Source organism: Pseudomonas sp. HLT2-19-2 (genome assembly GCF_054898005.1).
Map to the genome: position 1 here is coordinate 1,162,053 of NZ_CM142712.1, position 23,460 is coordinate 1,185,512.

The 23,460-nt window shown below is 60.0% G+C and carries 19 protein-coding genes and 5 pseudogenes; 15 read left to right on the forward strand and 9 right to left on the reverse strand.

Annotation, left to right across the window (positions count from 1 at the left end):
* Positions 1 to 13: 13 nt before the first annotated feature.
* Positions 14 to 763 (forward strand): FadR/GntR family transcriptional regulator, encoded by a 750-nt coding sequence (locus ACYZTU_RS05315; RefSeq protein WP_461970965.1) that lies wholly within the window; start codon positions 14 to 16, stop codon positions 761 to 763.
* 52 nt (positions 764 to 815) lie between these two features.
* On the opposite strand, the gene ACYZTU_RS05320 is transcribed toward ACYZTU_RS05315, so the two are convergent.
* Positions 816 to 1,007 carry a hypothetical protein gene (locus ACYZTU_RS05320; RefSeq protein ID WP_461968537.1) on the reverse strand — a complete coding sequence of 64 codons (192 nt, stop codon included), beginning with the start codon at positions 1,005 to 1,007 and terminating at the stop codon, positions 816 to 818.
* Between the two features lie 14 nt (positions 1,008 to 1,021).
* Positions 1,022 to 2,314 (reverse strand): phospholipase, encoded by a 1,293-nt coding sequence (locus tag ACYZTU_RS05325; protein WP_461968539.1) that lies wholly within the window; start codon positions 2,312 to 2,314, stop codon positions 1,022 to 1,024.
* Positions 2,315 to 2,538: 224 nt separating this feature from the next.
* Between ACYZTU_RS05325 and ACYZTU_RS05330 the strand changes: the two are divergent.
* Both ACYZTU_RS05330 and ACYZTU_RS05335 read left to right on the forward strand, forming a co-directional pair.
* Positions 2,539 to 2,867, forward strand: a pseudogene (locus ACYZTU_RS05330) (5-dehydro-4-deoxyglucarate dehydratase); the annotation flags it as partial.
* A gap of 239 nt (positions 2,868 to 3,106) precedes the next feature.
* A complete protein-coding gene (locus ACYZTU_RS05335; RefSeq protein ID WP_461968541.1) occupies positions 3,107 to 4,048 on the forward strand; it encodes an AEC family transporter in 942 nt (313 codons plus the stop codon).
* An 88-nt stretch (positions 4,049 to 4,136) separates the two neighbouring features.
* Here the strand turns inward: ACYZTU_RS05335 and ACYZTU_RS05340 are convergent.
* The 6 genes and pseudogenes from ACYZTU_RS05340 to gatC all read right to left on the reverse strand — a co-directional run bounded on the left by ACYZTU_RS05340 (position 4,137) and on the right by gatC (position 9,290).
* Positions 4,137 to 4,516, reverse strand: a pseudogene (locus ACYZTU_RS05340) (carboxymuconolactone decarboxylase family protein).
* Positions 4,513 to 5,574, reverse strand: a complete 1,062-nt coding sequence (locus ACYZTU_RS05345) for a calcium/sodium antiporter (RefSeq protein ID WP_461968543.1) — start codon at positions 5,572 to 5,574, stop codon at positions 4,513 to 4,515. The pseudogene ACYZTU_RS05340 and the gene ACYZTU_RS05345 overlap by 4 nt, the downstream one beginning before the upstream one ends.
* A 50-nt stretch (positions 5,575 to 5,624) precedes the next feature.
* Positions 5,625 to 5,999 (reverse strand): septal ring lytic transglycosylase RlpA family protein, encoded by a 375-nt coding sequence (locus ACYZTU_RS05350; protein ID WP_461968545.1) that lies wholly within the window; start codon positions 5,997 to 5,999, stop codon positions 5,625 to 5,627.
* Between the two features lie 79 nt (positions 6,000 to 6,078).
* Positions 6,079 to 7,524 carry an Asp-tRNA(Asn)/Glu-tRNA(Gln) amidotransferase subunit GatB gene (gene gatB / locus ACYZTU_RS05355; RefSeq protein ID WP_449643218.1) on the reverse strand — a complete coding sequence of 482 codons (1,446 nt, stop codon included), beginning with the start codon at positions 7,522 to 7,524 and terminating at the stop codon, positions 6,079 to 6,081.
* 10 nt (positions 7,525 to 7,534) lie between these two features.
* A complete protein-coding gene (gene gatA, locus ACYZTU_RS05360; protein WP_461968546.1) occupies positions 7,535 to 8,986 on the reverse strand; it encodes an Asp-tRNA(Asn)/Glu-tRNA(Gln) amidotransferase subunit GatA in 1,452 nt (483 codons plus the stop codon).
* Between the two features lie 16 nt (positions 8,987 to 9,002).
* Complete coding sequence (gene gatC / locus ACYZTU_RS05365; RefSeq protein ID WP_007901429.1) at positions 9,003 to 9,290, reverse strand: Asp-tRNA(Asn)/Glu-tRNA(Gln) amidotransferase subunit GatC; 288 nt, start codon at positions 9,288 to 9,290, stop codon at positions 9,003 to 9,005.
* A gap of 210 nt (positions 9,291 to 9,500) precedes the next feature.
* On the opposite strand from gatC, the gene mreB reads away from it, so the two are divergent.
* The 8 genes from mreB (at position 9,501) to tldD (ending at position 20,752) form a co-directional block, all read left to right on the forward strand.
* A complete protein-coding gene (gene mreB, locus ACYZTU_RS05370) occupies positions 9,501 to 10,538 on the forward strand; it encodes a rod shape-determining protein MreB (RefSeq protein WP_002555108.1) in 1,038 nt (345 codons plus the stop codon).
* A 142-nt stretch (positions 10,539 to 10,680) separates the two neighbouring features.
* Entirely contained in the window at positions 10,681 to 11,838 is a 1,158-nt protein-coding gene (mreC, locus tag ACYZTU_RS05375; protein WP_461970967.1) for a rod shape-determining protein MreC, read from the forward strand.
* The gene (gene mreD, locus ACYZTU_RS05380) at positions 11,838 to 12,329 is read left to right on the forward strand and encodes a rod shape-determining protein MreD (protein WP_461968548.1); all 492 of its coding nucleotides are present in this window, start codon (positions 11,838 to 11,840) and stop codon (positions 12,327 to 12,329) included. Before mreC ends, mreD begins: the two co-directional genes overlap by 1 nt.
* A gap of 39 nt (positions 12,330 to 12,368) precedes the next feature.
* On the forward strand, positions 12,369 to 12,965 hold the full coding sequence (locus ACYZTU_RS05385) for a Maf family protein (protein WP_461968550.1): 597 nt from the start codon (positions 12,369 to 12,371) through the stop codon (positions 12,963 to 12,965).
* 57 nt (positions 12,966 to 13,022) lie between these two features.
* A complete protein-coding gene (gene rng / locus ACYZTU_RS05390) occupies positions 13,023 to 14,480 on the forward strand; it encodes a ribonuclease G (protein ID WP_282375071.1) in 1,458 nt (485 codons plus the stop codon).
* 75 nt (positions 14,481 to 14,555) lie between these two features.
* Positions 14,556 to 18,359, forward strand: coding sequence for a YhdP family protein (locus tag ACYZTU_RS05395; RefSeq protein WP_461968551.1), 3,804 nt, complete (start codon positions 14,556 to 14,558; stop codon positions 18,357 to 18,359).
* Between the two features lie 83 nt (positions 18,360 to 18,442).
* Positions 18,443 to 19,297, forward strand: a complete 855-nt coding sequence (locus tag ACYZTU_RS05400; RefSeq protein WP_461968553.1) for a carbon-nitrogen hydrolase family protein — start codon at positions 18,443 to 18,445, stop codon at positions 19,295 to 19,297.
* A 12-nt stretch (positions 19,298 to 19,309) separates the two neighbouring features.
* The gene (tldD, locus tag ACYZTU_RS05405; RefSeq protein ID WP_033058018.1) at positions 19,310 to 20,752 is read left to right on the forward strand and encodes a metalloprotease TldD; all 1,443 of its coding nucleotides are present in this window, start codon (positions 19,310 to 19,312) and stop codon (positions 20,750 to 20,752) included.
* Positions 20,753 to 20,800: 48 nt separating this feature from the next.
* On the opposite strand, the gene yjgA is transcribed toward tldD, so the two are convergent.
* Positions 20,801 to 21,325, reverse strand: a complete 525-nt coding sequence (gene yjgA / locus ACYZTU_RS05410) for a ribosome biogenesis factor YjgA (protein ID WP_449643224.1) — start codon at positions 21,323 to 21,325, stop codon at positions 20,801 to 20,803.
* Between the two features lie 108 nt (positions 21,326 to 21,433).
* Here yjgA and pmbA point away from each other — a divergent pair, with 108 nt between their 5' ends.
* From pmbA to ACYZTU_RS05430, 4 genes and pseudogenes are all read left to right on the forward strand, one after another.
* A complete protein-coding gene (pmbA, locus tag ACYZTU_RS05415; RefSeq protein ID WP_461968555.1) occupies positions 21,434 to 22,780 on the forward strand; it encodes a metalloprotease PmbA in 1,347 nt (448 codons plus the stop codon).
* Positions 22,781 to 22,915: 135 nt separating this feature from the next.
* Positions 22,916 to 22,981 (forward strand): annotated as a pseudogene (locus ACYZTU_RS05420) (FagA protein); the annotation flags it as partial.
* A pseudogene (locus ACYZTU_RS05425) lies at positions 22,976 to 23,104 on the forward strand (hypothetical protein); the annotation flags it as partial. The pseudogenes ACYZTU_RS05420 and ACYZTU_RS05425, both read left to right, overlap by 6 nt.
* Positions 23,101 to 23,394, forward strand: a pseudogene (locus ACYZTU_RS05430) (ZIP family metal transporter); the annotation flags it as partial. The pseudogenes ACYZTU_RS05425 and ACYZTU_RS05430, both read left to right, overlap by 4 nt.
* Positions 23,395 to 23,460 lie beyond the last annotated feature (66 nt).

A 23,460-nucleotide genomic window follows, 5' to 3' on the forward strand; every position in this document is an offset into this window, starting at 1 on the left:
CAAGACGGTCACCATGGAAAACCCGATCGACGCACCACGCCTCCCTCGCAAGCGCCGCAGCCTCGCTCAGGAACTGGTGACGGTGCTGTCCGAGCAGATCCGCGACGGTCACCTCAAGCGTGGCGACAAGTTGCCCACCGAGTCGGCGATCATGGATGCCCATGGCGTCAGCCGCACCGTGGTGCGCGAAGCGATTTCCCGTTTGCAGGCGGCCGGGCAGGTTGAAACCCGCCACGGCATTGGTACTTTTGTGCTCGACACCCCAAGCCCGAGCGGTTTCCGTATCGACCCGGCGACGGTGGTGACGTTGCGCGATGTGCTGGCGATTCTGGAACTGCGCATCAGCCTCGAAGTGGAATCCGCCGGTCTCGCCGCGCAACGCCGAAGCCCCGAGCAGTTGGCGTTGATGCGAGCGGCGCTGGACGCGTTGAATGAAAGTGTCTCCCATGCCAGCGATGCCGTGGCGTCTGACTTCCAGTTCCACCTGCAAATCGCCCTGGCGACCGGCAACCGCTATTTCATCGACATCATGACCCACCTGGGCACCAGCATCATTCCGCGTACACGCCTCAACTCCGCGCGGCTGGCCCATGACGATCAGCAGCACTACATGAATCGCCTGAGCCGTGAGCACGAAGAGATTTACGACGCGATTGCCCGCCAGGATTCCGATGCGGCCTGGGCGGCCATGCGTTTGCACCTGACGAATAGCCGGGAGCGGCTGCGTCATGCGCATGAAGAGGCAGAGGCGCAGCGCGGGTAAGAAGTTATAGATCGTTCCCACGCGGGAGCGTGGGAACGATCAGGTGAGTGGTTCAGCCAGTTCTCAGGATCGAACGATCCACCCTCACGGCCCACTCAGAAGCCCCAGCCCTGGCATCGAATGCCACATGTCCATGCTCATCAACCACCGCCCGAGCAATCGGCACTCCCTTGGCTAACAACTCCAGCGGTGCACCCTTCAGCGATTGGCCAGAAGCCAGTTCCAGTTTCAATTTGATAGTCATCATCGATCTCCTTATCAGGCAACGTTGCCAGTGGGTTTGTAGTCCTTGAGCAGCAGGTAAGTGCTCCAGCCCCACCAATCATCGACGGTGGCGGTGTCGTTCAGGTTGTTGACGTCCTTGCGCCGCAACACCTTGTTGCCCTCGACCTTGAACAGTGGCGAGAAATTGCCCGCCGGGTTCAGCGCCGCTTGCAGATCAGGCAGTTTCTTCAACGCCGCGAAACTGCCGGGCGACGGTGCGATCCCGCTGAGGTACGCCGCAAACACTTCATCCGCCGACACCTGAACCGCCTGATTCACCTGGACGCGATTGGCGCTGTCTATCGCGTCGAAGTAGCGCTTGTCCCCATACGCGTGCCATTGATCGCCGTTACCGTTGCGCACATTAAGGCCGAACTTGCTGTCCTCGTCGTGCATGAATCGGGTGATCAACGAGCCCAGATCACTCGGCGTCACCACCGCTGCCAATTGTTTGCGCGGCACTCGCAGGTGGCCGGCGGAAAACAGGTCGGTCAGGTAGTGATCGGCAAACGCGTTCATCGCATAGGCCAGCTCCAACTGCTGCTCGTCGCCGCTGTTGTGGGCCCGCACCGCTTGCTGCACCGCCACGGTGTGCCCGGCGATATAGGCCAGCAGCGCCCATTCGGCGAAGTGATCGGCATTGTTGGCGGCCAGTTTCAGGTAGCGCCCCAGTGGGAACAGCGCCGAGACAAAACTGCCGCCGCCGGTGATTTTGTTCCACTCTTCCGACAACGTATCTCCGAGCGCGTCGTACGCTTCGTGCGGCTGCTTACCGTCCTTGATCGTCTGTTTAACGGCAGCGATTTCCTTCTGCATGACGCCGAGGATCAGCTTTGCCTCGGCATTGGAGGCCGGCAGCACCGCCAGCGAATTGAAGGCGTTGGTAAAACGCTGGATTCGATCCGCGGCGGTGGCACCTTCGCTGACGGGTTGATTGGGAATGCCATAAAAATCGCCGCCCAGCGCGACGATTTGGCCGTAAGTCAGCGCCAACCCATTCGGCAGATGCAGCTCTACCTGCGAAGCCGCAATAGCGGGCGCGTCCTTGATGAAACGCAGCAGTGTGCTGTCACCGATAGCGGTGTGCTCGCCGCCCTCGAACCGCAGCTGTGGCTTGCCTTTCAAGGCTTTGCCAGCCGAAGTGTTGGGCGCGTTGCTGTGCTCACCCAGTTGCAACACCAGTGCCTCGTTGCCAGAGATGGCGATGCCATGCTCGGTAAAAAGATCATCCAGATTCGCAATGACCTGTTTGGGTTTTTCCTGCGGTGATGTGTGTAGACCTGACATTTCTATCTCCTTGATATGTCATCGGTACGATCAAAATTAACTGTATGCATATACAGTTAACTGGATCATAGATGAGAAATTTCCTACGTCAAGAAAATAACTTTCCGACTCAAATTCTGAGGTTGGCGATGAAATGCAGTTGTCGGTTGCTCATTAATTTATACGATGACCTACAACCATCAAGCGTCTCGAATGGCTGGCCCCATACGGCGCCTCGGCATTGTTCGATTCGTCGTCGTCCCGGTGATCGCTTCAGCTACCTGGGCGGTTTGCCGACCGCCGAAGTCTACGCAGCGGCTTACAAGGCCCTGGGCGTACCGGTTTACTCCTCGGCGGTGTTCACTTCATCCCGAAAACCGCGATGGATTTCTATCACGCCATTGCCCGCGAAGATCACGCCACCGTTGGCAAGATCATCGACGACTTCTTCCTGCCGTACCTGGACATCCGTAACCGCAAAGCCGGTTACGCGGTGAGCATCGTCAAGGCCGGGGCAACAATTGCCGGCTATGACGCAGGTCCTGTGCGTGCGCCGCTGACCGCCGGACGGCCAGGTCACCGTGGATTTCGTGCCACAGAGCCACAAGGTTTACGTTCGAGACCCGAATTTGGGTGGCGAAGCGTTTATTTACAGACCTTGCTTCGGCACGGCTCGCCTTTGATCAGCGAGCCGGACACAGCAACATCGTGTTGACGGAAAGGCTCAGGGCGTGAAGGCGGCCGACCAGACGCCGAAGGACCGGGTGACTTATCATTAGCCCCCTAACGACGCTCACCCAAGGTTACCCCGGCATGCTGGCTATCTTCCTCGAAACCCTGAACATCACCGCGCCGGTGTTTGCCATGCTGTTTCTGGGTGCGTTGCTCAAGCGCATCGAATGGATCGACGACAACTTCATCCACACCGCGTCGGCCCTGGTGTTCAACGTCACCATGCCGGCGTTGCTGTTTCTGGGCATCCTGCATGCCGACCTGCACGCTGCGTTGCAACCGGCACTGCTGATTTACTTCTCGCTCGCCACCCTGGCGAGTTTCGCCATCGCCTGGGGATGGGCGATCTGGAAGTGCCCGCGGGAAGACCGGGGGATTTACACCCAAGGCGCATTTCGCGGCAACAACGGGGTGATCGGCCTCGCACTGGCAGCGAGCATGTACGGCGACTACGGGATTTCCCTCGGGGCGATTATTGCGGCGTTGGTGATCCTGCTTTACAACACGCTCTCGACCATTGTGCTGGCGGTTTACAGCCCGGTGATCAAGTCCGACCCTTGGAGCATCTGCAAAAGCGTGATGGTCAATCCGCTGATCATCAGCGTGTTTGTGGCGGCGCCGTTTGCCTACTTCAAGATCAGCTTGCCGGGATGGCTGGAGACGTCCGGCCAATATCTTGCGCAAACCACCCTGCCATTGGCGTTGATCTGTATCGGCGGCACGCTGTCGCTGGCGGCACTGCGCAAAAGTGGCAACCTGGCGCTGAGCTCAAGCCTGGTGAAGATGATCGGCCTGCCGGTTCTGGCAACACTGGGCGCATGGCTCTGGGGCTTTCGTGGTGCGCAGTTGGGGATTCTATTCCTGTACTTCGGCAGCCCGACCGCCGCGGCCAGTTTTGTCATGGCCCGTCAGGCTAACGGCAACCATGAATTGGCGGCAGCGATCATCGTGATCACCACGTTGATGGCCGCGGTCACCACCAACATCGGGATCTTCCTGTTGCAGTGGGGTGGGTGGATGTAGGAGCTGCCGAAGGCTGCGATCTTTTGATCTTGATTTTCGGCGTGCTCGAAGGTGGCAAAGATCAAAAGATCGCAGGTTACGCCAGCTCCTACACGGGCTTGTGGTAGCTATCGATCACTTCCTGCGCCGCCCGAAACGCATCGATTGCCGCCGGAACACCGGCATACACCGCGCAATGCAGCAGCGCTTCACGAATCTCTTCCACGGTGCAGCCATTGTTCAGCGCACCACGCACGTGACCTTTCAATTCCTGCGGGCACTTCAATGCGGTCAGCGCGGCGAGGGTGATCAGGCTGCGGGTTTTCAATGGCAGGCCTTCGCGGTTCCGACGCTGCCCCAGGCGTGCTCGTTGACGAAATCCTGCAGCGGTTGAGTGAACTCGGTGGCATTGCCCAGCGCGCGGTCGACGAAGGCGTCGCCCATTACTTGGCGGCGTACTTCAACGCCAGGCTTTCTATCATCGGTCATGGCAATTCACTTTTGTGGTGTTGGCGTCGCCAGGCGCGCAGCGACGTGAACAGCAAAAACGCCCCCAGCGCCGGCAGGGCAAAAAACAGCATCAGGTGTTCAAGCTTGCCAGCCAGCGGCATGCCGGTGGTGAACGACACCACGTGCAGACCGTAAGCCAGATACAAACCCAAAAACATCAGACCCTCGGCGCGTGTCACCCGGTATCCGGAATAGAACACCGGCAGGCACAACACCGCGACGCCGAGCATTACCGGCAAGTCGAAATCCAGGGCGTTGGGCGATACCGACAGCGGCGACGGCGCGATCAACGCGGTGAAGCCCAACACGCCCAAGAGGTTGAACAGGTTGCTGCCGATCACGTTGCCCACGGCGATGTCGCGCTGACCGCGCAAGGCGGCAATCAACGAGGTGGCCAGTTCCGGCAGCGAGGTACTGACAGCAACGATGGTCAGGCCGATGATCCGCTCCGACAGCCCGAGATCGGTCGCGACCGAAACCGCCGCGCCCAACAGCAAATGCCCGGCGTAGACCAGCATCGCCAATCCGCTGGTGATCATCAGCAAACTGCTGATCCAGGGTGCTTGCCGGACTTCGTGGGTTGTCGATTGCGGACGGGCCGAGTGTCGCGACTGGCGCAGCAGCAGGCCCAGATACAGCATCAGTGCCGCCAGTAGCATCACGCCGTCGGCGCGGGTTAGTTCTTCGTTCCAGGCCAATACGAATACCAGCAGGCTGGCGCCGATCATCAGCGGAATATCCAGGCGCACCAGTTGCCGTGAAACCCGCAGCGGAATGATCATCGCCGAGAGTCCGAGGGTGACGAGGATGTTAAAGATGCTACTGCCGATCACGCTGCCGACGGCGATGTCGGCGTTCTGCGCCAGGGTGGCTTGCACGCTGACCGCCATCTGCGGTGCGCTGCTGCCGAGGGCGACGATGGTCAGGCCGATAATCAGCGGTCGTACATGCAGGCGCGCGGCGAGGCGCACGGCGCCACGCACCATCAGCTCGGCGCCGGCGATCAGCAACAGCAAGCCGCTGAGCAATTCAATCACGCTGATCAGGGGTAAATCGGCAAGTCCGAAAATGGTCGGCGCTCCATCAGTCAGTCGTCGAGGGCTTGCACGCGAACCCGTGCGGTGCCGCTTCTGAGCATACCCAGTTGTTCGGCGGCCTCGTGTGAAACATCGATCAGACGTCCACGGGTATGTGGCCCGCGATCGTTGATGCGCACTACACAGGATTTGTCGGTATTCAGATTGGTGACCTTCACCCGCGTGCCAAAGGGTAACTGGCGGTGGGCGGCGGTCAGGGAATTCTTGTTGAAACGCTCGCCGCTGGCGGTGCGTTTACCTTGGTGTTTGGCGCCGTAATAAGAGGCAACACCGGTCTTGTCGTAGCCGTGTGGATCGATGGCATCGGTGCTGGCGCAACCAGCCAGCAGAGAGAACAGGGCGCAGGTACTGAGGAAGCGTTTCATTCGAAGGTTTCCACATACGAATGTGGGAGCGAGCTCCCACAGGGAACAGAGCCAGTTTTGAGTGCTGGCTCCATTCTCATCAGCCTTCGAGCTTGCTTTTCAGCAGTTCGTTGACCTGTTGCGGGTTGGCCTTGCCTTTGGAGGCTTTCATGGCCTGGCCGACGAAGAAGCCGAACATTTTGCCGCGCTTGGCTTCGTCTGCCGCGCGGTATTGTTCAACTTGTTCGGCGTTGGCCGCGAGCATCTCGTCGAGCACCGCAGAGATCGCGCCCGTGTCGGTCACTTGCTTCAGGCCGCGCTTGTCGATGATCTCGTCCGCACTGCCTTCGCCGTTGGCCATGGCTTCAAAGACCACCTTGGCGATTTTGCCGGAGATGGTGTTGTCGGAGATGCGCAGCAGCATGCCGCCTAATTGCTCGGCCGAGACCGGCGACTGATCGATGTCCAGGCCCTGTTTGTTCAACAGGCTGCCCAATTCAACCATGACCCAGTTGGCCGCCAGCTTGGCGTCGCCGCCAATGCTCACGACTGTCTCGAAGTAATCGGCTTGCTCGCGGCTGGTGGCCAGGACGCTGGCGTCGTAGACCGACAGACCGAACTGCGCCTGGAAGCGCTCGCGTTTCTGCGGTGGCAATTCCGGCAGCGTGGCGCGCACGTCGTCGAGGAACGAGTCTTCGATGACCACCGGCAGCAAGTCCGGATCGGGGAAGTAGCGGTAGTCGTTAGCTTCCTCTTTGCTGCGCATCGGACGGGTTTCGTCCTTGTTCGGATCGTACAGACGGGTTTGCTGGATCACCTTGCCGCCGTCTTCGATCAGTTCGATCTGACGCTGCACTTCGCTGTTGATCGCCTTCTCGATGAAGCGGAACGAGTTGACGTTTTTGATCTCGCAGCGAGTGCCATATTCAACCTGGCCCTTCGGACGGATCGACACGTTGCAGTCGCAACGCAGCGAGCCTTCGGCCATGTTGCCGTCGCAGATGCCGAGGTAACGCACCAGCGCGTGGACCGTCTTGACGTAAGCCACGGCTTCCTTGGCGCTGCGCATGTCAGGCTCGGAAACGATTTCCAGCAGCGGCGTGCCAGCGCGGTTCAGGTCGATGCCGGTGGCACCGGTGAACTCTTCGTGCAGGCTTTTACCGGCGTCTTCTTCCAGGTGCGCACGGGTGACGCCGACACGTTTGATCGTGCCGTCGTCCATGGCGATGTCCAGGTGACCCTTGCCAACGATCGGCAATTCCATCTGGCTGATCTGGTAGCCCTTGGGCAGGTCCGGGTAGAAATAGTTTTTACGGGCGAACACGTTGTGCTGGCCGATCTCGGCATCAATCGCCAGACCGAACATCACCGCCATGCGCACCGCTTCCTGGTTCAGTACCGGCAAAACGCCAGGCATACCGAGGTCAACCAGACTGGCCTGGGTGTTCGGCTCGGAACCAAATGTGGTGGAACTACCGGAAAAGATTTTCGACCGGGTGGTGAGCTGGGTGTGAATCTCCAGCCCGATCACGACTTCCCATTGCATGTGTTTCTCCTCAGAAGCCGGTTGGGGTGCGGGTGTGCCAGTCAGTGTTCAACTGATACTGGTGCGCAACGTTGAGCAAGCGGCCTTCCTGGAAATACGGGGCGAGCAGTTGCACGCCGACCGGCAATCCATCGACAAAACCAGCAGGCATGGACAAGCCCGGCAGGCCGGCGAGGTTGGCGGTGATGGTGTAGACGTCTTCCAGGTAAGCAGCAACCGGGTCGCTGTTCTTGGCGCCGAGCTTCCAGGCCGGGTTCGGCGTGGTTGGGCCGAGGATGATGTCGACCTCATTAAAGGCTGCCATGAAGTCGTTCTTGATCAAGCGACGAATCTTCTGGGCCTTCAGGTAGTAGGCATCGTAGTAACCGGCCGACAACGCGTAGGCACCGACCATGATCCGGCGCTGCACTTCCGGGCCGAAACCTTCGCCACGGGAGCGCTTGTACAGGTCTTCCAGATTCTTCGGATGGTCGCAGCGATGGCCGAAGCGCACGCCGTCGAAACGCGACAGATTGGACGAGGCTTCCGCCGGGGCGATCACGTAGTACGCAGGAATCGCGTGCTGCATGTTCGGCAGGCTGATTTCCTTGATTACGGCGCCGAGCTTTTTCAGCTCTTCGACACTGGCCATGACCAGGTCGGCGATGCGCGGGTCCAGGCCGGCGCTGAAGTATTCCTTTGGCACGCCGATGCGCAGGCCTTGCAGCGAACCGTTGAGGCCGGCGCTGTAATCAGGCACGGGCTCGTCGATGCTGGTGGAATCCTGCGGGTCGAAACCGGCCATGCCTTGCAACAGGATCGCGCAGTCTTCGGCGGTGCGGGCCAGAGGGCCGCCCTGATCGAGGCTAGAGGCGTAGGCAATCATGCCCCAGCGCGAAACGCGACCGTACGTCGGTTTCAGGCCGGTGAGGTTGGTCAGTGCAGCGGGCTGTCGGATCGAGCCGCCCGTGTCGGTGCCGGTGGCCGCAGGCAGCAGGCGCGCGGCAACCGCAGCCGCCGAACCGCCGGACGAACCGCCCGGTACGTGTTCCAGGTTCCACGGGTTTTTCACTGGGCCGTAGTAGCTCGACTCGTTGGCCGAACCCATGGCGAATTCGTCCATGTTGGTCTTGCCCAGGGTCACGGCCCCGGCAGCGGCCAGCTTGGCAACGACAGTGGCGTCGTACGGTGCTTTAAAGTTGTCGAGCATCTTCGAGCCGCAACTGGTGCGGATGCCCTGGGTGCAGAACAGATCTTTGTGTGCGATCGGCGCGCCGAGCAGGGCACCGCTCTCACCCTTGGCACGGCGTGCGTCAGCGGCTTTCGCCTGCTCGAGCGCCAGGTCTTCGGTGAGGCTGATAAAACTGTTGAGCTGCGGATCGAGCTGGACGATACGCGCCAGCAGGGTTTTGGTCAGCTCTTCGGAAGAAAACTTTTTATCGGCGAGTCCGCGGGCGATCTCGGCCAGAGTCAATTGATGCATTGCAGGCTCTTTCCCTTTAGTCGATGACTTTCGGAACCAGGTACAGGCCGTTTTCGACCGCTGGTGCGATGGACTGATAGGCCTCGCGATGATTGGTCTCGGTCACGACGTCTGCACGCAGGCGCTGGCTGGCTTCCAGTGGGTGGGCGAGCGGCTCGATACCGTCGGTATTGACCGCCTGCATTTCGTCAACCAGCCCCAGAATGCTGTTCAGGGCCGAAGTGATGTGTGGAAGATCGGCATCATTAAGGCCCAGACAGGCCAGATGAGCGATTTTTTCCACGTCGGAGCGTTCAAGCGCCATGGGAATCTCCAGTGGAAAACAGAACGGACGGCGTCCGTGTGTTAGATTGTCGGAACACTACCGCATTTCTACGGTCATAAGGCCGCGATTGTGGGGGTTGGTGCACAGAAAAGCGGCCAATTTAACATATTGGCGCCTTGCCCAAAATCCCTGTCGTTGTTAGAGTTTGCCGCACTTTTTTACCCACGCGTTGCCTAGGGTCCCTTTCCCATGTTCAAGAAACTGCGTGGCATGTTTTCCAGCGATCTTTCCATTGACCTGGGCACTGCCAACACCCTTATTTACGTGCGCGAGCGCGGTATCGTCCTGAATGAGCCCTCGGTTGTGGCTATTCGGACACACGGTAACCAGAAAAGTGTCGTCGCTGTCGGCACCGAGGCCAAGCGCATGCTCGGCCGTACGCCGGGCAACATTGCTGCCATTCGTCCGATGAAGGACGGCGTGATCGCCGACTTCAGCGTTTGCGAAAAGATGCTGCAGTACTTTATCAACAAGGTTCACGAAAACAGCTTCCTGCAGCCTAGCCCTCGTGTGTTGATCTGCGTTCCGTGCAAATCCACCCAGGTTGAGCGTCGTGCCATCCGTGAATCGGCCCTCGGTGCCGGTGCCCGTGAAGTGTTCCTGATCGAGGAGCCAATGGCTGCTGCGATCGGTGCCGGCCTGCCGGTTGAAGAAGCTCGCGGCTCGATGGTTGTCGATATCGGTGGTGGTACCACTGAAATCGCACTGATCTCCCTGAACGGTGTGGTTTACGCCGAATCCGTACGGGTTGGCGGCGACCGCTTCGACGAAGCGATCATCACTTACGTGCGTCGCAACTACGGCAGCCTGATCGGCGAATCCACTGCCGAGCGCATCAAGCAGGAAATCGGTACAGCCTACCCGGGTGGCGAAGTTCGCGAAGTCGACGTTCGTGGCCGTAACCTGGCCGAAGGCGTTCCACGCGCATTCACCCTGAACTCCAATGAAGTGCTGGAAGCTCTGCAAGAGTCCTTGGCAACCATCGTTCAGGCTGTGAAAAGTGCGCTGGAGCAATCGCCTCCGGAATTGGCTTCCGATATCGCCGAGCGTGGTCTGGTGCTGACCGGTGGTGGCGCCTTGCTGCGTGACCTCGACAAGTTGCTGGCCCAGGAAACCGGTCTGCCGGTGATCGTTGCCGAAGACCCGCTGACCTGCGTTGCTCGCGGTGGTGGCCGTGCATTGGAAATGATGGATAAACACACCATGGACCTGCTGTCGAGCGAGTAATCTTGCCCGATGCATCTATGCTGTGAGCGCGCAGGCAGCACTTTGCAGTGCTGCCTGTTGGCGTTTATCTTCTGTCAGTCTGCATCCAGGCCGGTTTGATGCCGTATGAATAACGAGAACATTTGCCTGGGAGGAGCGGCTTATTAAACCGCTTTTCACCAAAGGGCCTTCACTGGGCGTGCGCTTGTTGGTGCTGGTCGTGCTATCGGTCGCGCTGATGGTGGTCGATGCCCGCTTCACACTGTTCAAGCCAGTGCGTAGCCAAATGTCGCTGGTGCTGATGCAGTCCTACTGGATCACCGACCTGCCGCAGCGGTTATGGCAGGGTGTGTCCAGCCAATTTGGCAGCCGAACCGAGCTCGTCGCCGAAAACGAAAAACTCAAAACCGAAAACCTGCTGTTGCAGGGCCGCATGCAAAAGCTTGCCGCCCTCACCGAGCAGAACGTTCGGCTGCGCGAGTTGCTCAACTCCTCCGCACTGGTCAACGAGAAGGTGGAAGTGGCCGAGTTGATCGGCATGGACCCCAACCCTTTCACCCATCGCATCATCATCAATAAAGGTGAGCGTGACGGTGTGGTCCTGGGTCAGCCGGTACTCGATGCCCGCGGCCTGATGGGCCAGGTGGTCGAGTTGATGCCGTACACCTCTCGTGTGCTGCTGCTGACCGACACCACTCACAGCATTCCGGTGCAGGTGAACCGCAACGGCCTGCGGGCGATTGCCAGCGGCACCGGCAACCCGGAACGCCTGGAGCTGCGTCACGTGGCCGATACCGCCGACATTAAAGAGGGCGATCTGCTGGTCAGCTCCGGTCTGGGTCAGCGGTTCCCGGCGGGTTACCCGGTGGCGACGGTCAAGGAAGTGATTCACGATTCCGGTCAGCCGTTCGCCATTGTGCGTGCCGTGCCAACCGCCGCCTTGAACCGCAGCCGTTACTTGCTGCTGGTGTTCACCGATGGCCGCACAGCCGAAGAGCGCGCCAACGAAGCCGCCCAGGCTCAAGAGGCTCTGGACCAGCACGGTGGTGGGCCAATCATTCCAGCGACCGTGCCAAAACCTGCCATCGTCCCGGCTGCTGTTGCTGCGCCCACGACTCCGGTTGCGCCGACGACTGCCCCGGCTGCCGCAACCCCGGCCAATCCAGCGGCATCTCATCCTGTTGCCGCGAAACCTGTCGCCAGTAAGCCGCCCGCGACGCAACCTGCGGCTGCCAAACCGCCGGCCACGCAACCCACTGCCGTGAAGCCTGCTTCCAAACCGCCTGTCTCTGCGCCGGCTACCACTGGGGGACGAGAATAATGGTTGGTGCTACTGCATCCCGAAACGGCTGGATCGTCTGGCTGACCTTCGCCATCGGCATGCTGCTCAGCGTTTCGCCGCTGCCGCAATTCATGGAAATCCTTCGTCCGCTGTGGCTGGCCCTGTTGCTGGCATTTTGGGCGTTGGCCATGCCGCAGAAAGTCGGGATGGTCACCGCGTGGAGCCTGGGCCTGGCCGAAGACGTACTTTATGGCACGCTGCTGGGTCAGAACGCGTTGATCCTGACGCTGATCACGTATCTGGTGCTGGCGCTGCAACAGCGCCTGCGCATGTTCCCGATGTGGCAACAGAGCCTGGTGATCCTGGTGATCTTCGGCCTCGCGCAGCTTGTACAACTATGGCTCAGCGCCCTGACCGGCAATCGTCAGCCGACGCTGGCGCTGGTCTTGCCGGCCCTGGTCAGTGCATTGCTGTGGCCGTGGATCAGCTACGGTTTGCGCGGTTTGCGTCGACGCTACAAAATCAATTAATTCGGTCAGGCATTTGCCACTAGACAGGGAGATGTCTTGATGAAACAGTTGTATCTCGCCTCAGGCTCTCCGCGTCGGCGTGAACTGCTCACGCAGATCGGCGTGCCGTTCTGCGCCATCAGTGCGGACATCGATGAAACCCCTTTAAAAGATGAATCCCCGTCGGCCTATGTCGAGCGCCTGGCGCGCGGCAAAGCCGAGGCCGGGCGCGGGACTGTCGTGTCTGACGCAGATTTTTGCGTGCTGGGTGCCGATACCGCTGTGGTGCTGGACGGGAAAATTCTCGGCAAGCCGGTTGATGAAGCGCAAGCGTGCGCCATGCTTATGATGTTGTCCGGGTGTGAACATGAAGTCCTGACGGCGATAGCGGTGCTCGATGGTGAGCGTTGCGAGTCTCGGGTCGTGCGCAGTCTGGTGCGTTTTCGCAACATCAGTCGTGATGAAGCGATGGCCTACTGGGCCAGCGGCGAGCCGCAGGACAAGGCCGGCGGCTACGGCATTCAAGGGCTCGGCGCAGTGTTTGTCGCCGGCCTCAATGGCAGTTACTCGGCGGTGGTCGGGTTGCCGCTGTGCGAAACCGCTGAGCTGCTCGGCCATTTCGGCATACCCTGTTGGCAAACCCTTAACGCGCGTTGAGCGTCGTACTGACAAGATGCGGCCATTATCGTGAACATGCCTGAACGAGACCCTGCCATGAGTGAAGAGATCCTGATCAACATCACGCCGATGGAATCGCGCGTGGCGGTGGTTGAAAACGGTGTCCTGCAAGAGGTCCACGTCGAGCGCACGCAAAAACGCGGGATCGTCGGCAACATCTATAAAGGCAAGGTCGTGCGAGTATTGCCGGGCATGCAGGCGGCATTCGTCGACATCGGTCTGGACCGCGCCGCGTTCATTCATGCCTCGGAAATTTCCCTGCGCGAAGGCCCTGCGGTGGAGAGCATCAGCGCTCTGGTTCACGAAGGCCAGAGCCTGGTGGTGCAAGTCACCAAGGACCCGATTGGCTCCAAAGGCGCACGCCTGACGACTCAGCTGTCGATTCCGTCGCGTTATCTGGTGTACATGCCACGCACTGCGCACGTCGGTATTTCTTTGAAAATCGAAGACGAAGCCGAGCGCGATCGACTCAAGCAAGTGGTCACCGATTGCGTGGCCAAAGAAGGCATCAAAGAGGCCGGAGGCTTCATCCTGCGTACCGCCGCCGAAGGTGCTGGCGCCGATGAAATCCTCATGGACATTCGCTACCTGCGCCGTCTCTGGGATCAGATCAACGAACAGATCAAAACCATCAGCGCACCCAGTGTGATCTACGAAGATCTGGGCCTGGCGCTGCGCACCTTGCGTGACCTGGTGAGCCCGAAGATCGAGAAGATCAGGATCGACTCCCGGGAAACCTTCCAGAAAACCACACAGTTCGTCGCCGAACTGATGCCGGAAATCGCCGATCGTCTTGAGCATTACCCGGGTGAACGGCCGATCTTCGACCTGTACGGCGTCGAAGACGAAATCCAGAAAGCCCTGGAACGCAAAGTCCCGCTGAAGTCTGGCGGTTATCTGGTGGTCGATCCGGCGGAAGCCATGAGCACCATCGACGTCAACACCGGAGCGTTTGTCGGTCATCGCAACCTCGAAGAAACCATCTTCAAGACCAACCTCGAAGCGGCAACCGCCATCGCTCGTCAGCTGCGCCTGCGCAACCTGGGCGGGATCATCATCATCGATTTCATCGACATGGAAGATGAAGAGCACCAGCGTCAGGTGTTGCGCACACTCGAGAAGCAACTGGAGCGCGACCACGCCAAGACCAACATCATCGGCATCACCGAGTTGGGCCTGGTGCAGATGACTCGCAAACGCACCCGCGAAAGTCTCGAACAAGTGCTGTGCGAGCCGTGCAGCAGCTGTCAGGGTCGCGGCAAGCTCAAGACTCCGGAAACCGTTTGCTACGAGATTTTCCGCGAAATCCTCCGAGAGGCTCGCGCCTATCAGGCGGAAGGCTATCGTGTATTGGCAAACCAGAAAGTGGTCGACCGTCTGCTCGATGAAGAATCGGGCAATGTCGCCGAGCTCGAAGGTTTTATCGGGCGCACCATTCGGTTCCAGGTGGAAACCATGTATTCCCAGGAACAATACGACGTGGTGCTGCTCTGAATCGCTGTATTTCGACCCTGCTAGAACGGCTGGCTTCAGCTTTTTGCAGTATTTTTGCCATGGGAGCCAACTGACATGGAGCGTCTGACACGCATTTTGGCCGCATTGACCCGCTGGGGTCTGGGCCTGTGCGCGTTGGTATTGGTGTTGATGGCTTTATACGTCAGCCTCGGCCGAGAGCTGACGCCGCTGGTGGCCGAATACAGTGCCGAAGTCGAAGCCAAAGCCAGTGCTGCCTTGGGCATGCCGCTAAATATCGGTGAACTGGAAGGCAACTGGAGCGGCTTTGCGCCGATGATGCTGGCTCACGACGTGATGGTCGGCGAGGGCGCCAATGCCCTGCGTCTGGATCAGGTTCGCGTGGTGCCGGATCTGTGGGCCAGCCTGCTGGCTCGCGAAGTGCGCATCGCTCACCTGGAACTCAGCGGCCTGAAGATCAGCCTCAAAGAAGGCGAGGACGGCCATTGGGCACTTGAAGGTTTGCCGGTGCAGCAGGATCAGCCGCTGGATCCTGAAAAATTGCTCAATCGCATGCAAATGGTTCAGCAGCTGTCGGTGCTCGATAGCCAGGTCACTTTGCAGCCTCTGCAAGAGCAGCCCCTGACCCTGACTTACGTCGGCCTGAATCTGAAAACCGGCGCGTCGCGTCAGCGACTCGACGTTCGCCTGACCCTGCCCGACGGCCAACCGGTGGCCATGAGTGTGCGCACCCGTCTACGCGCCAGCGAGTGGAAGGACGGTGAAGCGGATGCCTATCTGAGCCTGCCGCAAAGCGACTGGTCGAAATGGTTGCCTGAGCGCCTGACCCAGCAATGGAATTTCTCCGAGATCAAGGCCGGTGGCGAGCTCTGGGTGAACTGGGGCAACGGCGCCCTGCAAAGTGGTGCGATACGCTTGAACGCGCCGCAACTCAAAGGTGCCTACGCCGAGCGCAAGCCGATCCAGATCCATAATCTGGCACTCAACGGCTATTTCCAGCGCGGTGCCGAAGGCGTCCTGGTAACCCTGGATTCCCTGGCCATGAACCTCGGCGATACCCGCTGGGAAACGCATCTGCAACTCAAACAAAGCGCGGCTACCGACAAGATTGAAGAGCTTTGGCATCTGCAAGCCGATCGCCTCGACCTCACCCCGATCACCCCGTTACTGAATGCCTTGGGGCCGCTGCCCGAAGGCGTTGCCACGGCCGTCGAGCGACTCAAAGTGACAGGTGGCCTGCGCAACGTGCTGATCGACTTCCGGCCCAATGCCACCGACGACAGCAAGTTCGGCTTTGCCGCCAACCTGGATCGGGTCGGCTTCGATGCCTATCACGGTGCCCCGGCCGCGCGGAATGTCAGTGGCAGCATCAGCGGTGATCTGGGTGGTGGCGAGCTGCGCATGGACAGCCAGGATTTTTCCTTGCACCTGGACCCGATCTTCGCCAAGCCATGGCAGTACATTCAGGCCAATGCCCGACTGACCTGGAAACTCGACAAAGACGCCTTCACCTTGATCGCGCCGTACCTGAAGGTACTGGGTGAAGAAGGCAAGATTGCCGGCGACTTTCTGATCCGCCTGCATTTCGATCACACCCAGGAAGACTACATGGACCTGCGGGTCGGTCTGGTGGACGGCGACGGTCGATACACCGCCAAGTACCTGCCGCAAATGCTCAGCCCGGCGCTGGACGAATGGCTGCGTACGGCAATTCTCAAAGGTGCGGTGGACGAAGGGTTCTTCCAGTACCAGGGTTCGTTGAACCACGGTGCCGCCGATACTGCCCGCAGCATCAGCCTATTCTTCAAGGTTCACGATGCCGAACTGGCCTTCCAGCCAGGCTGGCCACCTGTCAGCAAGGTCACGGGTGACGTGTTTGTTGAAGACAGCGGCGTGCGGGTACTGGCCAGCAAGGGCCAGTTGCTCAATACCCAGGTCAGCGACATTTACGTCAATATTCCCCATGTGCCTGCGGGCCAAAACGTCCACCTGTTCCTAGACGGTGGATTCGCCGGCGGGCTGGGCGATGGACTGAAGATTCTCCTAGAGGCGCCAATCGGTACCGCAGCTACCTTTGCCGGTTGGGAAGGTGAGGGCGATCTGCAGGGCAAGCTGAAACTGGATATTCCGCTGGCCAAAGGCGAGCAGCCGAAGATCCTCGTCGACTTCAAGACCGCCAAAGCCCGTCTGAAACTGGCCGAGCCAACCTTGGAGCTGACTCAGCTCAAGGGCGATTTTCGTTTCGACAGCACCAAGGGGTTGAGCGGGAAAAACATCACCGCACGCGCCTTTGATAAACCTGTCACCGCACAGATTTACGCCGATGGCAGCTCGGGCAACCTCAAGACTCGCGTCACCGCTTCGGGTCAGGTCGAGGTCAAGAAACTTACTGATTGGTTGAGCGTTACTCAGCCGGTGCCAGTGGCCGGTGTGATCCCTTATCAGCTGCAACTGAACCTTGAGGGTGCCGACAGCCAATTGATGGTCAACTCCAACCTCAAGGGCGTAGCAATCGATTTGCCGGCACCGTTCGGCTTGGCTGCCGACATGGGCCGCGATACCACGTTCCGCATGACCCTGCAGGGGCCGGAGCGGCGCTACTGGGTCAGCTACGGTGATCTGGCGAGCTTCACGTTTGCGGCACCGGCCGGCAATTTTGCCGACGGACGTGGCGAGTTGTTCCTGGGGGGCGGCAATGCTGTGTTGCCCGGTGCCAAGGGCTTGCGAGTGCGAGGCGTGCTGTCGGAACTGGATGTCGGCCCGTGGAAGGATCTGGTGGACAAGTATGCTGGCAAGGATCCGGGCGGCAGCGCCAAACAGTTGCTCAGCAGCGCCGACTTCAAGGTCGGCAAACTCAGCGGTTTCGGTACCACGCTCGATCAGGCTTCCGTACAGTTGAACCGCAAACCTGCCGCGTGGGCCTTGCAACTCGATAGCCAGCAGGTCAGGGGCGTCGCCAGCCTCCCCGATGCGAAAGCCGCGCCGATTGCGATCAATCTGCAATACGTGCGATTGCCGGCGCCAGACCCGACGGTTCTGGCCGACGAAAACTCGCCGGATCCGCTGGCCTCGGTGGATCCGACGAAGATTCCTGCGTTGGATATCACCATCAATCAGCTGTTCCAGGGAAAGGACCTCGTCGGGGCCTGGTACCTGAAAATCCGTCCTACCGCCAAGGGCATTGCGCTTGCCACACTGGATCTGGGCCTCAAGGGTATTCTCTTGCAGGGCAGCGGCGGTTGGGAAGGCATGCCCGGTTCCAGCAGCAGTTGGTACAAGGGCCGGATCAGCGGCAAGAATCTCGCCGATGTGCTGAAGGGCTGGGGCTTTGCGCCAAGTGTCACCAGTGAAGAATTTCATATGGATGTCGATGGTCGCTGGCCTGGTTCGCCGGCCTGGCTGGCTACCAAGCGCTTCTCCGGAACCCTCGATGCTTCGCTGAATAAAGGCCAGTTTGTTGAAATTGAGGGCAGTGCCCAAGCGTTGCGAGTGTTTGGCTTGCTGAACTTCAACTCCATCGGCCGCCGGCTGCGCCTGGACTTCTCCGACCTGTTCGGCAAAGGCTTGAGTTACGACCGGGTCAAAGGCCTGCTGGTCGCGACCAACGGCGTATACGTGACGCGTGAGCCGATCCTGATGACCGGTCCATCGAGCAATATTGAGCTCGCTGGCACCCTGGACCTGGTGGGCGATAAGGTTGATGCCAAGTTGCTGGTGACTTTGCCTGTGACCAATAACCTGCCGATTGCTGCACTGATTGTCGGCGCACCGGCTATCGGCGGCGCGCTGTTCCTGATCGACAAGCTGATCGGTGACCGCGTGGCGCGTTTCGCGAGCGTCAAATATACCGTCAAGGGTCCGTGGAAAGAGCCGAAAATCACCTTCGACAAACCTTTTTGACTCACTCTTTGAAAACACACTCCTCAAGCCTATGGAGTAGCATGGTGGCCTGCCCTTATAAAAAAGCGATGAAGGAGCGCGCCATGTCTTTAGCGGTGATTCAAATGGTCAGCCACAGCGATGTGCTGGCCAATCTGGCCCAGGCCCGTCGGCTGCTCGAGCAGGCGGCGGCCGGTGGTGCGCAACTCGCCGTCCTGCCGGAAAACTTCGCCGCCATGGGCCGTCGCGACATTGGCGACATCGGCCGCGCCGAGGCGTCGGGCGAAGGCCCGATCCTGCCATGGTTGAAACAGACCGCCCGCGACCTCAAGTTATGGATAGTGGCCGGCACGCTGCCGTTGCCGCCGGTAGACCAGCCGATGGCGAAGGTGCACGCCTGCTCGCTGCTGGTGGATGACCACGGCGAAACCGTTGCACGGTATGACAAGCTGCATCTCTTCGACGTCGATGTGGCGGACAATCGCGGGCGTTATCGCGAATCCGACGACTATGCTTATGGCAGTGGGGTGGTGGTGGCGGACACGCCCGTCGGTCGAGTCGGGCTGACCGTGTGTTACGACCTGCGTTTCCCGGAGCTGTACAGCGAATTACGCGCTGCCGGTGCGGAGTTGATTACCGCGCCGTCGGCCTTTACCGCGGTAACCGGCGCGGCGCATTGGGATGTATTAATTCGCGCGCGGGCCATCGAGACTCAATGTTATGTGCTCGCGGCCGCTCAGGGTGGAACCCATCCGGGGCCGCGAGAAACCTGGGGTCATGCGGCGATCATCGACCCGTGGGGACGTGTGTTGGCGCAGCAGGACCAAGGCGAGGCCGTGCTGCTGGCCGAACGCGATAGCAGCGAACAGGCGTCCATTCGGGCGCGGATGCCGGTGTCCAGTCACCGGCGCTTTTTCTCGCAGGGCGCACAGCGACCTGCCTCAGAACGACGAATTTAAGGCGTAAAGCATATGAGCGAGTTGTTGTCCTCAGTCAGTGAACACCTCCTGGCGCCCGGCGGCGTAACGATCGAGAGTCTGCAAGGTGTGCTCGGCGATCTGGCCGGCCCGGGCATCGATGCCGCCGACCTGTATTTCCAGGGGCAGATCTCTGAGTCCTGGGCGCTGGAAGACGGGATCGTCAAGGAAGGCAGCTTCAACCTCGACCAAGGTGTCGGTGTGCGAGCGCAATCGGGTGAGAAAACCGGTTTTGCCTACAGCAATGCCATTACCCTCGAAGCCCTTGGCGCTGCGGCCCGTGCCGCGCGTTCGATCTCCCGCGCCGGGCAGAATGGCACGGTGCAAGCATTCACCACTCAGGATGTCGCCCAGTTGTACGGGCCGGACAACCCACTGGAAGTGATGACCCGTGCCGAGAAGGTCGAATTGCTCAAACGCATCGACGTCGCGACTCGCGCCCTCGATCCGCGTATCCAGCAAGTCACCGTGAGCATGGCCGGCGTCTGGGAGCGAATCCTCGTGGCTTCCACTGATGGCGGCCTGGCCGCCGATGTACGGCCGTTGGTGCGCTTTAACGTCAGCGTGATCGTCGAGCAGAACGGTCGCCGTGAGCGCGGCGGTCATGGCGGTGGCGGTCGTACCGATTACCGCTATTTCCTCAGCGACGACCGCGCCATGGGCTATGCCCGTGAAGCGTTGCGTCAGGCTCTGGTCAACCTCGAAGCCATCCCTGCGCCGGCCGGTACATTACCGGTAGTGCTGGGTTCCGGCTGGTCCGGCGTGTTGCTGCACGAAGCGGTCGGCCACGGCCTGGAAGGCGACTTCAACCGCAAGGGCAGTTCCGCCTACAGCGGGCGCATGGGCGAGATGGTTGCGTCCAAGCTTTGCACCATCGTCGATGACGGCACGCTGGCCGGTCGTCGCGGTTCCCTGAGCGTCGATGATGAAGGCACGCCGACGGAGTGCACCACGCTGATCGAAAACGGCGTACTCAAAGGCTACATGCAGGACAAACTCAACGCCCGCCTGATGGGCGTGGCCCGTACCGGTAACGGTCGCCGCGAATCCTACGCGCACCTGCCGATGCCGCGCATGACCAACACCTACATGCTGGCTGGCGAAAGCGATCCGGCAGAAATCATTGCCTCGGTGAAGCGCGGCATCTACTGCGCCAACCTTGGCGGCGGTCAGGTGGACATCACCAGCGGCAAGTTCGTGTTTTCCACCAGCGAGGCGTACTTGATCGAAGACGGCAAGATTACTGCCCCGGTCAAAGGCGCGACGTTGATCGGCAACGGCCCGGAAGCCATGAGCAAGGTGTCGATGGTCGGTAACGATCTGGCGCTGGACAGCGGCGTGGGGACGTGTGGCAAGGATGGGCAGTCGGTGCCGGTGGGTGTCGGCCAGCCAACGCTGAAAATCGATGCGATTACTGTGGGTGGCACAGGATCTTGACGAATGGAGCTTCGGGTGAACTGCAATGCAGCTCACCCGATTCGAGATTTAACGCAAACCGCGTTGAGTCTCGTCCAGCTCACGGATGTACTTGAAGATTTTACGGTTCGATGCCGGTGGCTTGTTGGTCGCCAGTTCGTGCTGGGCCTGACGGATCAGGGAGCGCAATTGCTGACGATCAGCCTCCGGGTAGTCGACAACGAATTTCTCCAGGACGCCGTCGTCGCCAGCGATCAAGCGATCGCGCCAGCGTTCCAGGCCATGGAAACGTTCGTTGTACTGCCGAGTGGAGGCATCGAGTTGATCGAGCAAAGTCAGAATGGCGTCAGTGTCCTGATCGCGCATCAGTTTGCCGATGAACATAAGGTGCCGTTTACGCGCGATGTTCGCGGTGTGCTTGGAGGCATCGCCCAGAGCCCGGCGCAAAGCGTCGGTCAACGGCAGCTTTGCCAGCAAGTCAGGCTTGAGTGTTGTAAGGCGCTCGCCAAGGTCAACCAGAGCATGAAGCTCGCGTTTAACCTGAGATTTGCTTTTTTCTCCCGTATCGAGGGAGTCGTCGTAAGAATCAACCATGGTGGCAGTCCGCAAAGAAACGCCGCCATGATAACCAGTCGGGGGCCGCTTGTCCGGCCCGGTCGCTCGAAGGCCCCAGCCGAAAGCAGAATTTGAGTGGAGAACAGCATGAGTGCAGTTGAAAGCGTCGGCCCACAAGCGTTGCCGGCACTGCAAGAACAAGTCGAGCAGATCATCGCTGAAGCCAAGCGCCAGGGTGCCAGTGCCTGTGAAGTGGCCGTGTCCCTGGAGCAGGGCCTGTCCACCACGGTGCGTCAGCGTGAAGTCGAAACCGTCGAATTCCACCGCGATCAGGGTTTTGGCATCACCTTGTACGCTGGCCAGCGCAAGGGCTCGGCGAGCACGTCCGCCAGCGGTCCGGAGGCGATTCGCGAAACCGTCGCCGCCGCATTGGCCATCGCCAAGCACACTTCCGAAGACGAAGCTTCGGGCCTGGCGGACGCCGCGCTGATGGCCAAGGATCTGCAGGATTTCGACCTGTTCCATCAATGGGACATCACCCCGGAGCAAGCCATTGAGCAGGCCCTGGCCTGTGAAGCGGCGGCGTTTGCCACCGACAGCCGAATCAAGAACGCCGACGGCACCACCCTCAGCACCCACCAGGGCTGCCGTGTTTACGGCAACAGCCACGGTTTCATCGGCGGTTACGCGTCGACCCGGCACAGCCTGAGCTGCGTGATGATTGCCGAAGCAGACGGCCAGATGCAGCGCGATTACTGGTACGACGTGAACCGTCAGGGGAGCTTGCTGGCCGACCCGGTGAGCATCGGCCAACGTGCCGCGCAACGGGCAGCGAGCCGTCTGGGTGCGCGTCCGGTGCCGACCTGCGAAGTGCCGGTGCTGTTTTCCGCGGAACTGGCCGGTGGTTTGTTCGGCAGTTTCCTCTCGGCGATTTCCGGCGGCAGTCTGTATCGCAAATCGTCGTTTCTTGAAGGAACCCTAGGGCAGAAGCTGTTCCCGGAATGGCTGACCCTCGATGAGCGTCCGCACTTGATGCGTGCGATGGGCAGTTCGGCTTTCGATGGCGATGGTTTGGCAACTTATGCCAAGCCGTTCGTCGAAAACGGGGTGTTGGTGTCGTACATCCTCGGCACCTATTCCGGTCGCAAATTGGGCATGCCGAGCACCGCCAATGCCGGCGGCGTGCACAACCTGTTCGTCACCCATGGCGACGAAGACCAGGCAGCCTTGCTGCGACGCATGGGCCGCGGCCTGCTGGTGACTGAGTTGATGGGCCAGGGCCTGAACATGGTCACTGGCGATTACTCCCGTGGCGCTGCGGGTTTCTGGGTGGAGAACGGTGAAATCCAGTTCGCGGTCCAGGAAGTGACCATCGCTGGCAACATGCGTGACATGTTCAAACAGATCGTTGCGGTGGGTAATGACCTGGAATTGCGCAGCAACATTCGCACAGGTTCGGTGCTGATCGAGCGGATGACGGTGGCGGGCAGCTAACGCTTAACCGTTACTCAAAAAGGCGCGCCACCCATCGTTGGGCGGCGCGCCTTTTTTGTGTGTTGATTTTCTCGGGGTTGTTTTGGTTCTAATTATCATCTAACAATAAATCTCATTACCGGATGAGCCCGGATCATGAGTTCTGCCTTGCACGAGCCGCCTTACCTCGAAAGCTGGCGCTGGATGAGTCGCCAGATCCAGGTCACCACACTCAACCCGATCATTGGTTACCAAAAAGCCGCAGAGATCGCAAAGAAGGCTTATCAGCAAGGCCGCCCGGTGATCGATGTGGCTCTGGAATACACCGACTGCTGGCGGGCATGACGTTATTGGTTGCGCAGGGGCTGGCATGGCTGGACCTCGAGCCGAAACTGCTGCGCGCCGTGCAAGGTGGGGCGATATGCGCCTTGGGCACTGCCTTGGGCGCGGTGCCTGTGCTGGTGATTCGGCAGATGCCCCAGGCGGTCAGTGATTCACTGCTTGGCTTCGGGGCCGGGTTGATGCTCGCGGCGATAGCGTTTTCGTTGATTATTCCGGGAATCTCAGCTGCTGAAAACCTGGGGCTGACGCCTTGGGTGGCCAGCGGACTGATCAGTTTCGGCATCTTGCTGGGCTTGCAAGTCTTGGGCTGCTGATCGGGTTTTGTTTGATGATGGTGATGGATACAGCGCTCGCCTAGG

Bases quoted from the DNA above. Each gene is read 5' to 3' on its own strand.
- ACYZTU_RS05315 (WP_461970965.1), top strand. From the start codon at position 14: ATGGAAAACCCGATCGACGCACCACGCCTCCCTCGCAAGCGCCGCAGC.
- ACYZTU_RS05320 (WP_461968537.1), bottom strand. From the start codon at position 1,007: ATGACTATCAAATTGAAACTGGAACTGGCTTCTGGCCAATCGCTGAAG.
- ACYZTU_RS05325 (WP_461968539.1), bottom strand. From the start codon at position 2,314: ATGTCAGGTCTACACACATCACCGCAGGAAAAACCCAAACAGGTCATT.
- ACYZTU_RS05335 (WP_461968541.1), top strand. From the start codon at position 3,107: ATGCTGGCTATCTTCCTCGAAACCCTGAACATCACCGCGCCGGTGTTT.
- ACYZTU_RS05350 (WP_461968545.1), bottom strand. From the start codon at position 5,999: ATGAAACGCTTCCTCAGTACCTGCGCCCTGTTCTCTCTGCTGGCTGGT.
- gatB (WP_449643218.1), bottom strand. From the start codon at position 7,524: ATGCAATGGGAAGTCGTGATCGGGCTGGAGATTCACACCCAGCTCACC.
- gatA (WP_461968546.1), bottom strand. From the start codon at position 8,986: ATGCATCAATTGACTCTGGCCGAGATCGCCCGCGGACTCGCCGATAAA.
- gatC (WP_007901429.1), bottom strand. From the start codon at position 9,290: ATGGCGCTTGAACGCTCCGACGTGGAAAAAATCGCTCATCTGGCCTGT.
- mreB (WP_002555108.1), top strand. From the start codon at position 9,501: ATGTTCAAGAAACTGCGTGGCATGTTTTCCAGCGATCTTTCCATTGAC.
- mreD (WP_461968548.1), top strand. From the start codon at position 11,838: ATGGTTGGTGCTACTGCATCCCGAAACGGCTGGATCGTCTGGCTGACC.
- ACYZTU_RS05385 (WP_461968550.1), top strand. From the start codon at position 12,369: ATGAAACAGTTGTATCTCGCCTCAGGCTCTCCGCGTCGGCGTGAACTG.
- rng (WP_282375071.1), top strand. From the start codon at position 13,023: ATGAGTGAAGAGATCCTGATCAACATCACGCCGATGGAATCGCGCGTG.
- ACYZTU_RS05395 (WP_461968551.1), top strand. From the start codon at position 14,556: ATGGAGCGTCTGACACGCATTTTGGCCGCATTGACCCGCTGGGGTCTG.
- ACYZTU_RS05400 (WP_461968553.1), top strand. From the start codon at position 18,443: ATGTCTTTAGCGGTGATTCAAATGGTCAGCCACAGCGATGTGCTGGCC.
- tldD (WP_033058018.1), top strand. From the start codon at position 19,310: ATGAGCGAGTTGTTGTCCTCAGTCAGTGAACACCTCCTGGCGCCCGGC.
- yjgA (WP_449643224.1), bottom strand. From the start codon at position 21,325: ATGGTTGATTCTTACGACGACTCCCTCGATACGGGAGAAAAAAGCAAA.
- pmbA (WP_461968555.1), top strand. From the start codon at position 21,434: ATGAGTGCAGTTGAAAGCGTCGGCCCACAAGCGTTGCCGGCACTGCAA.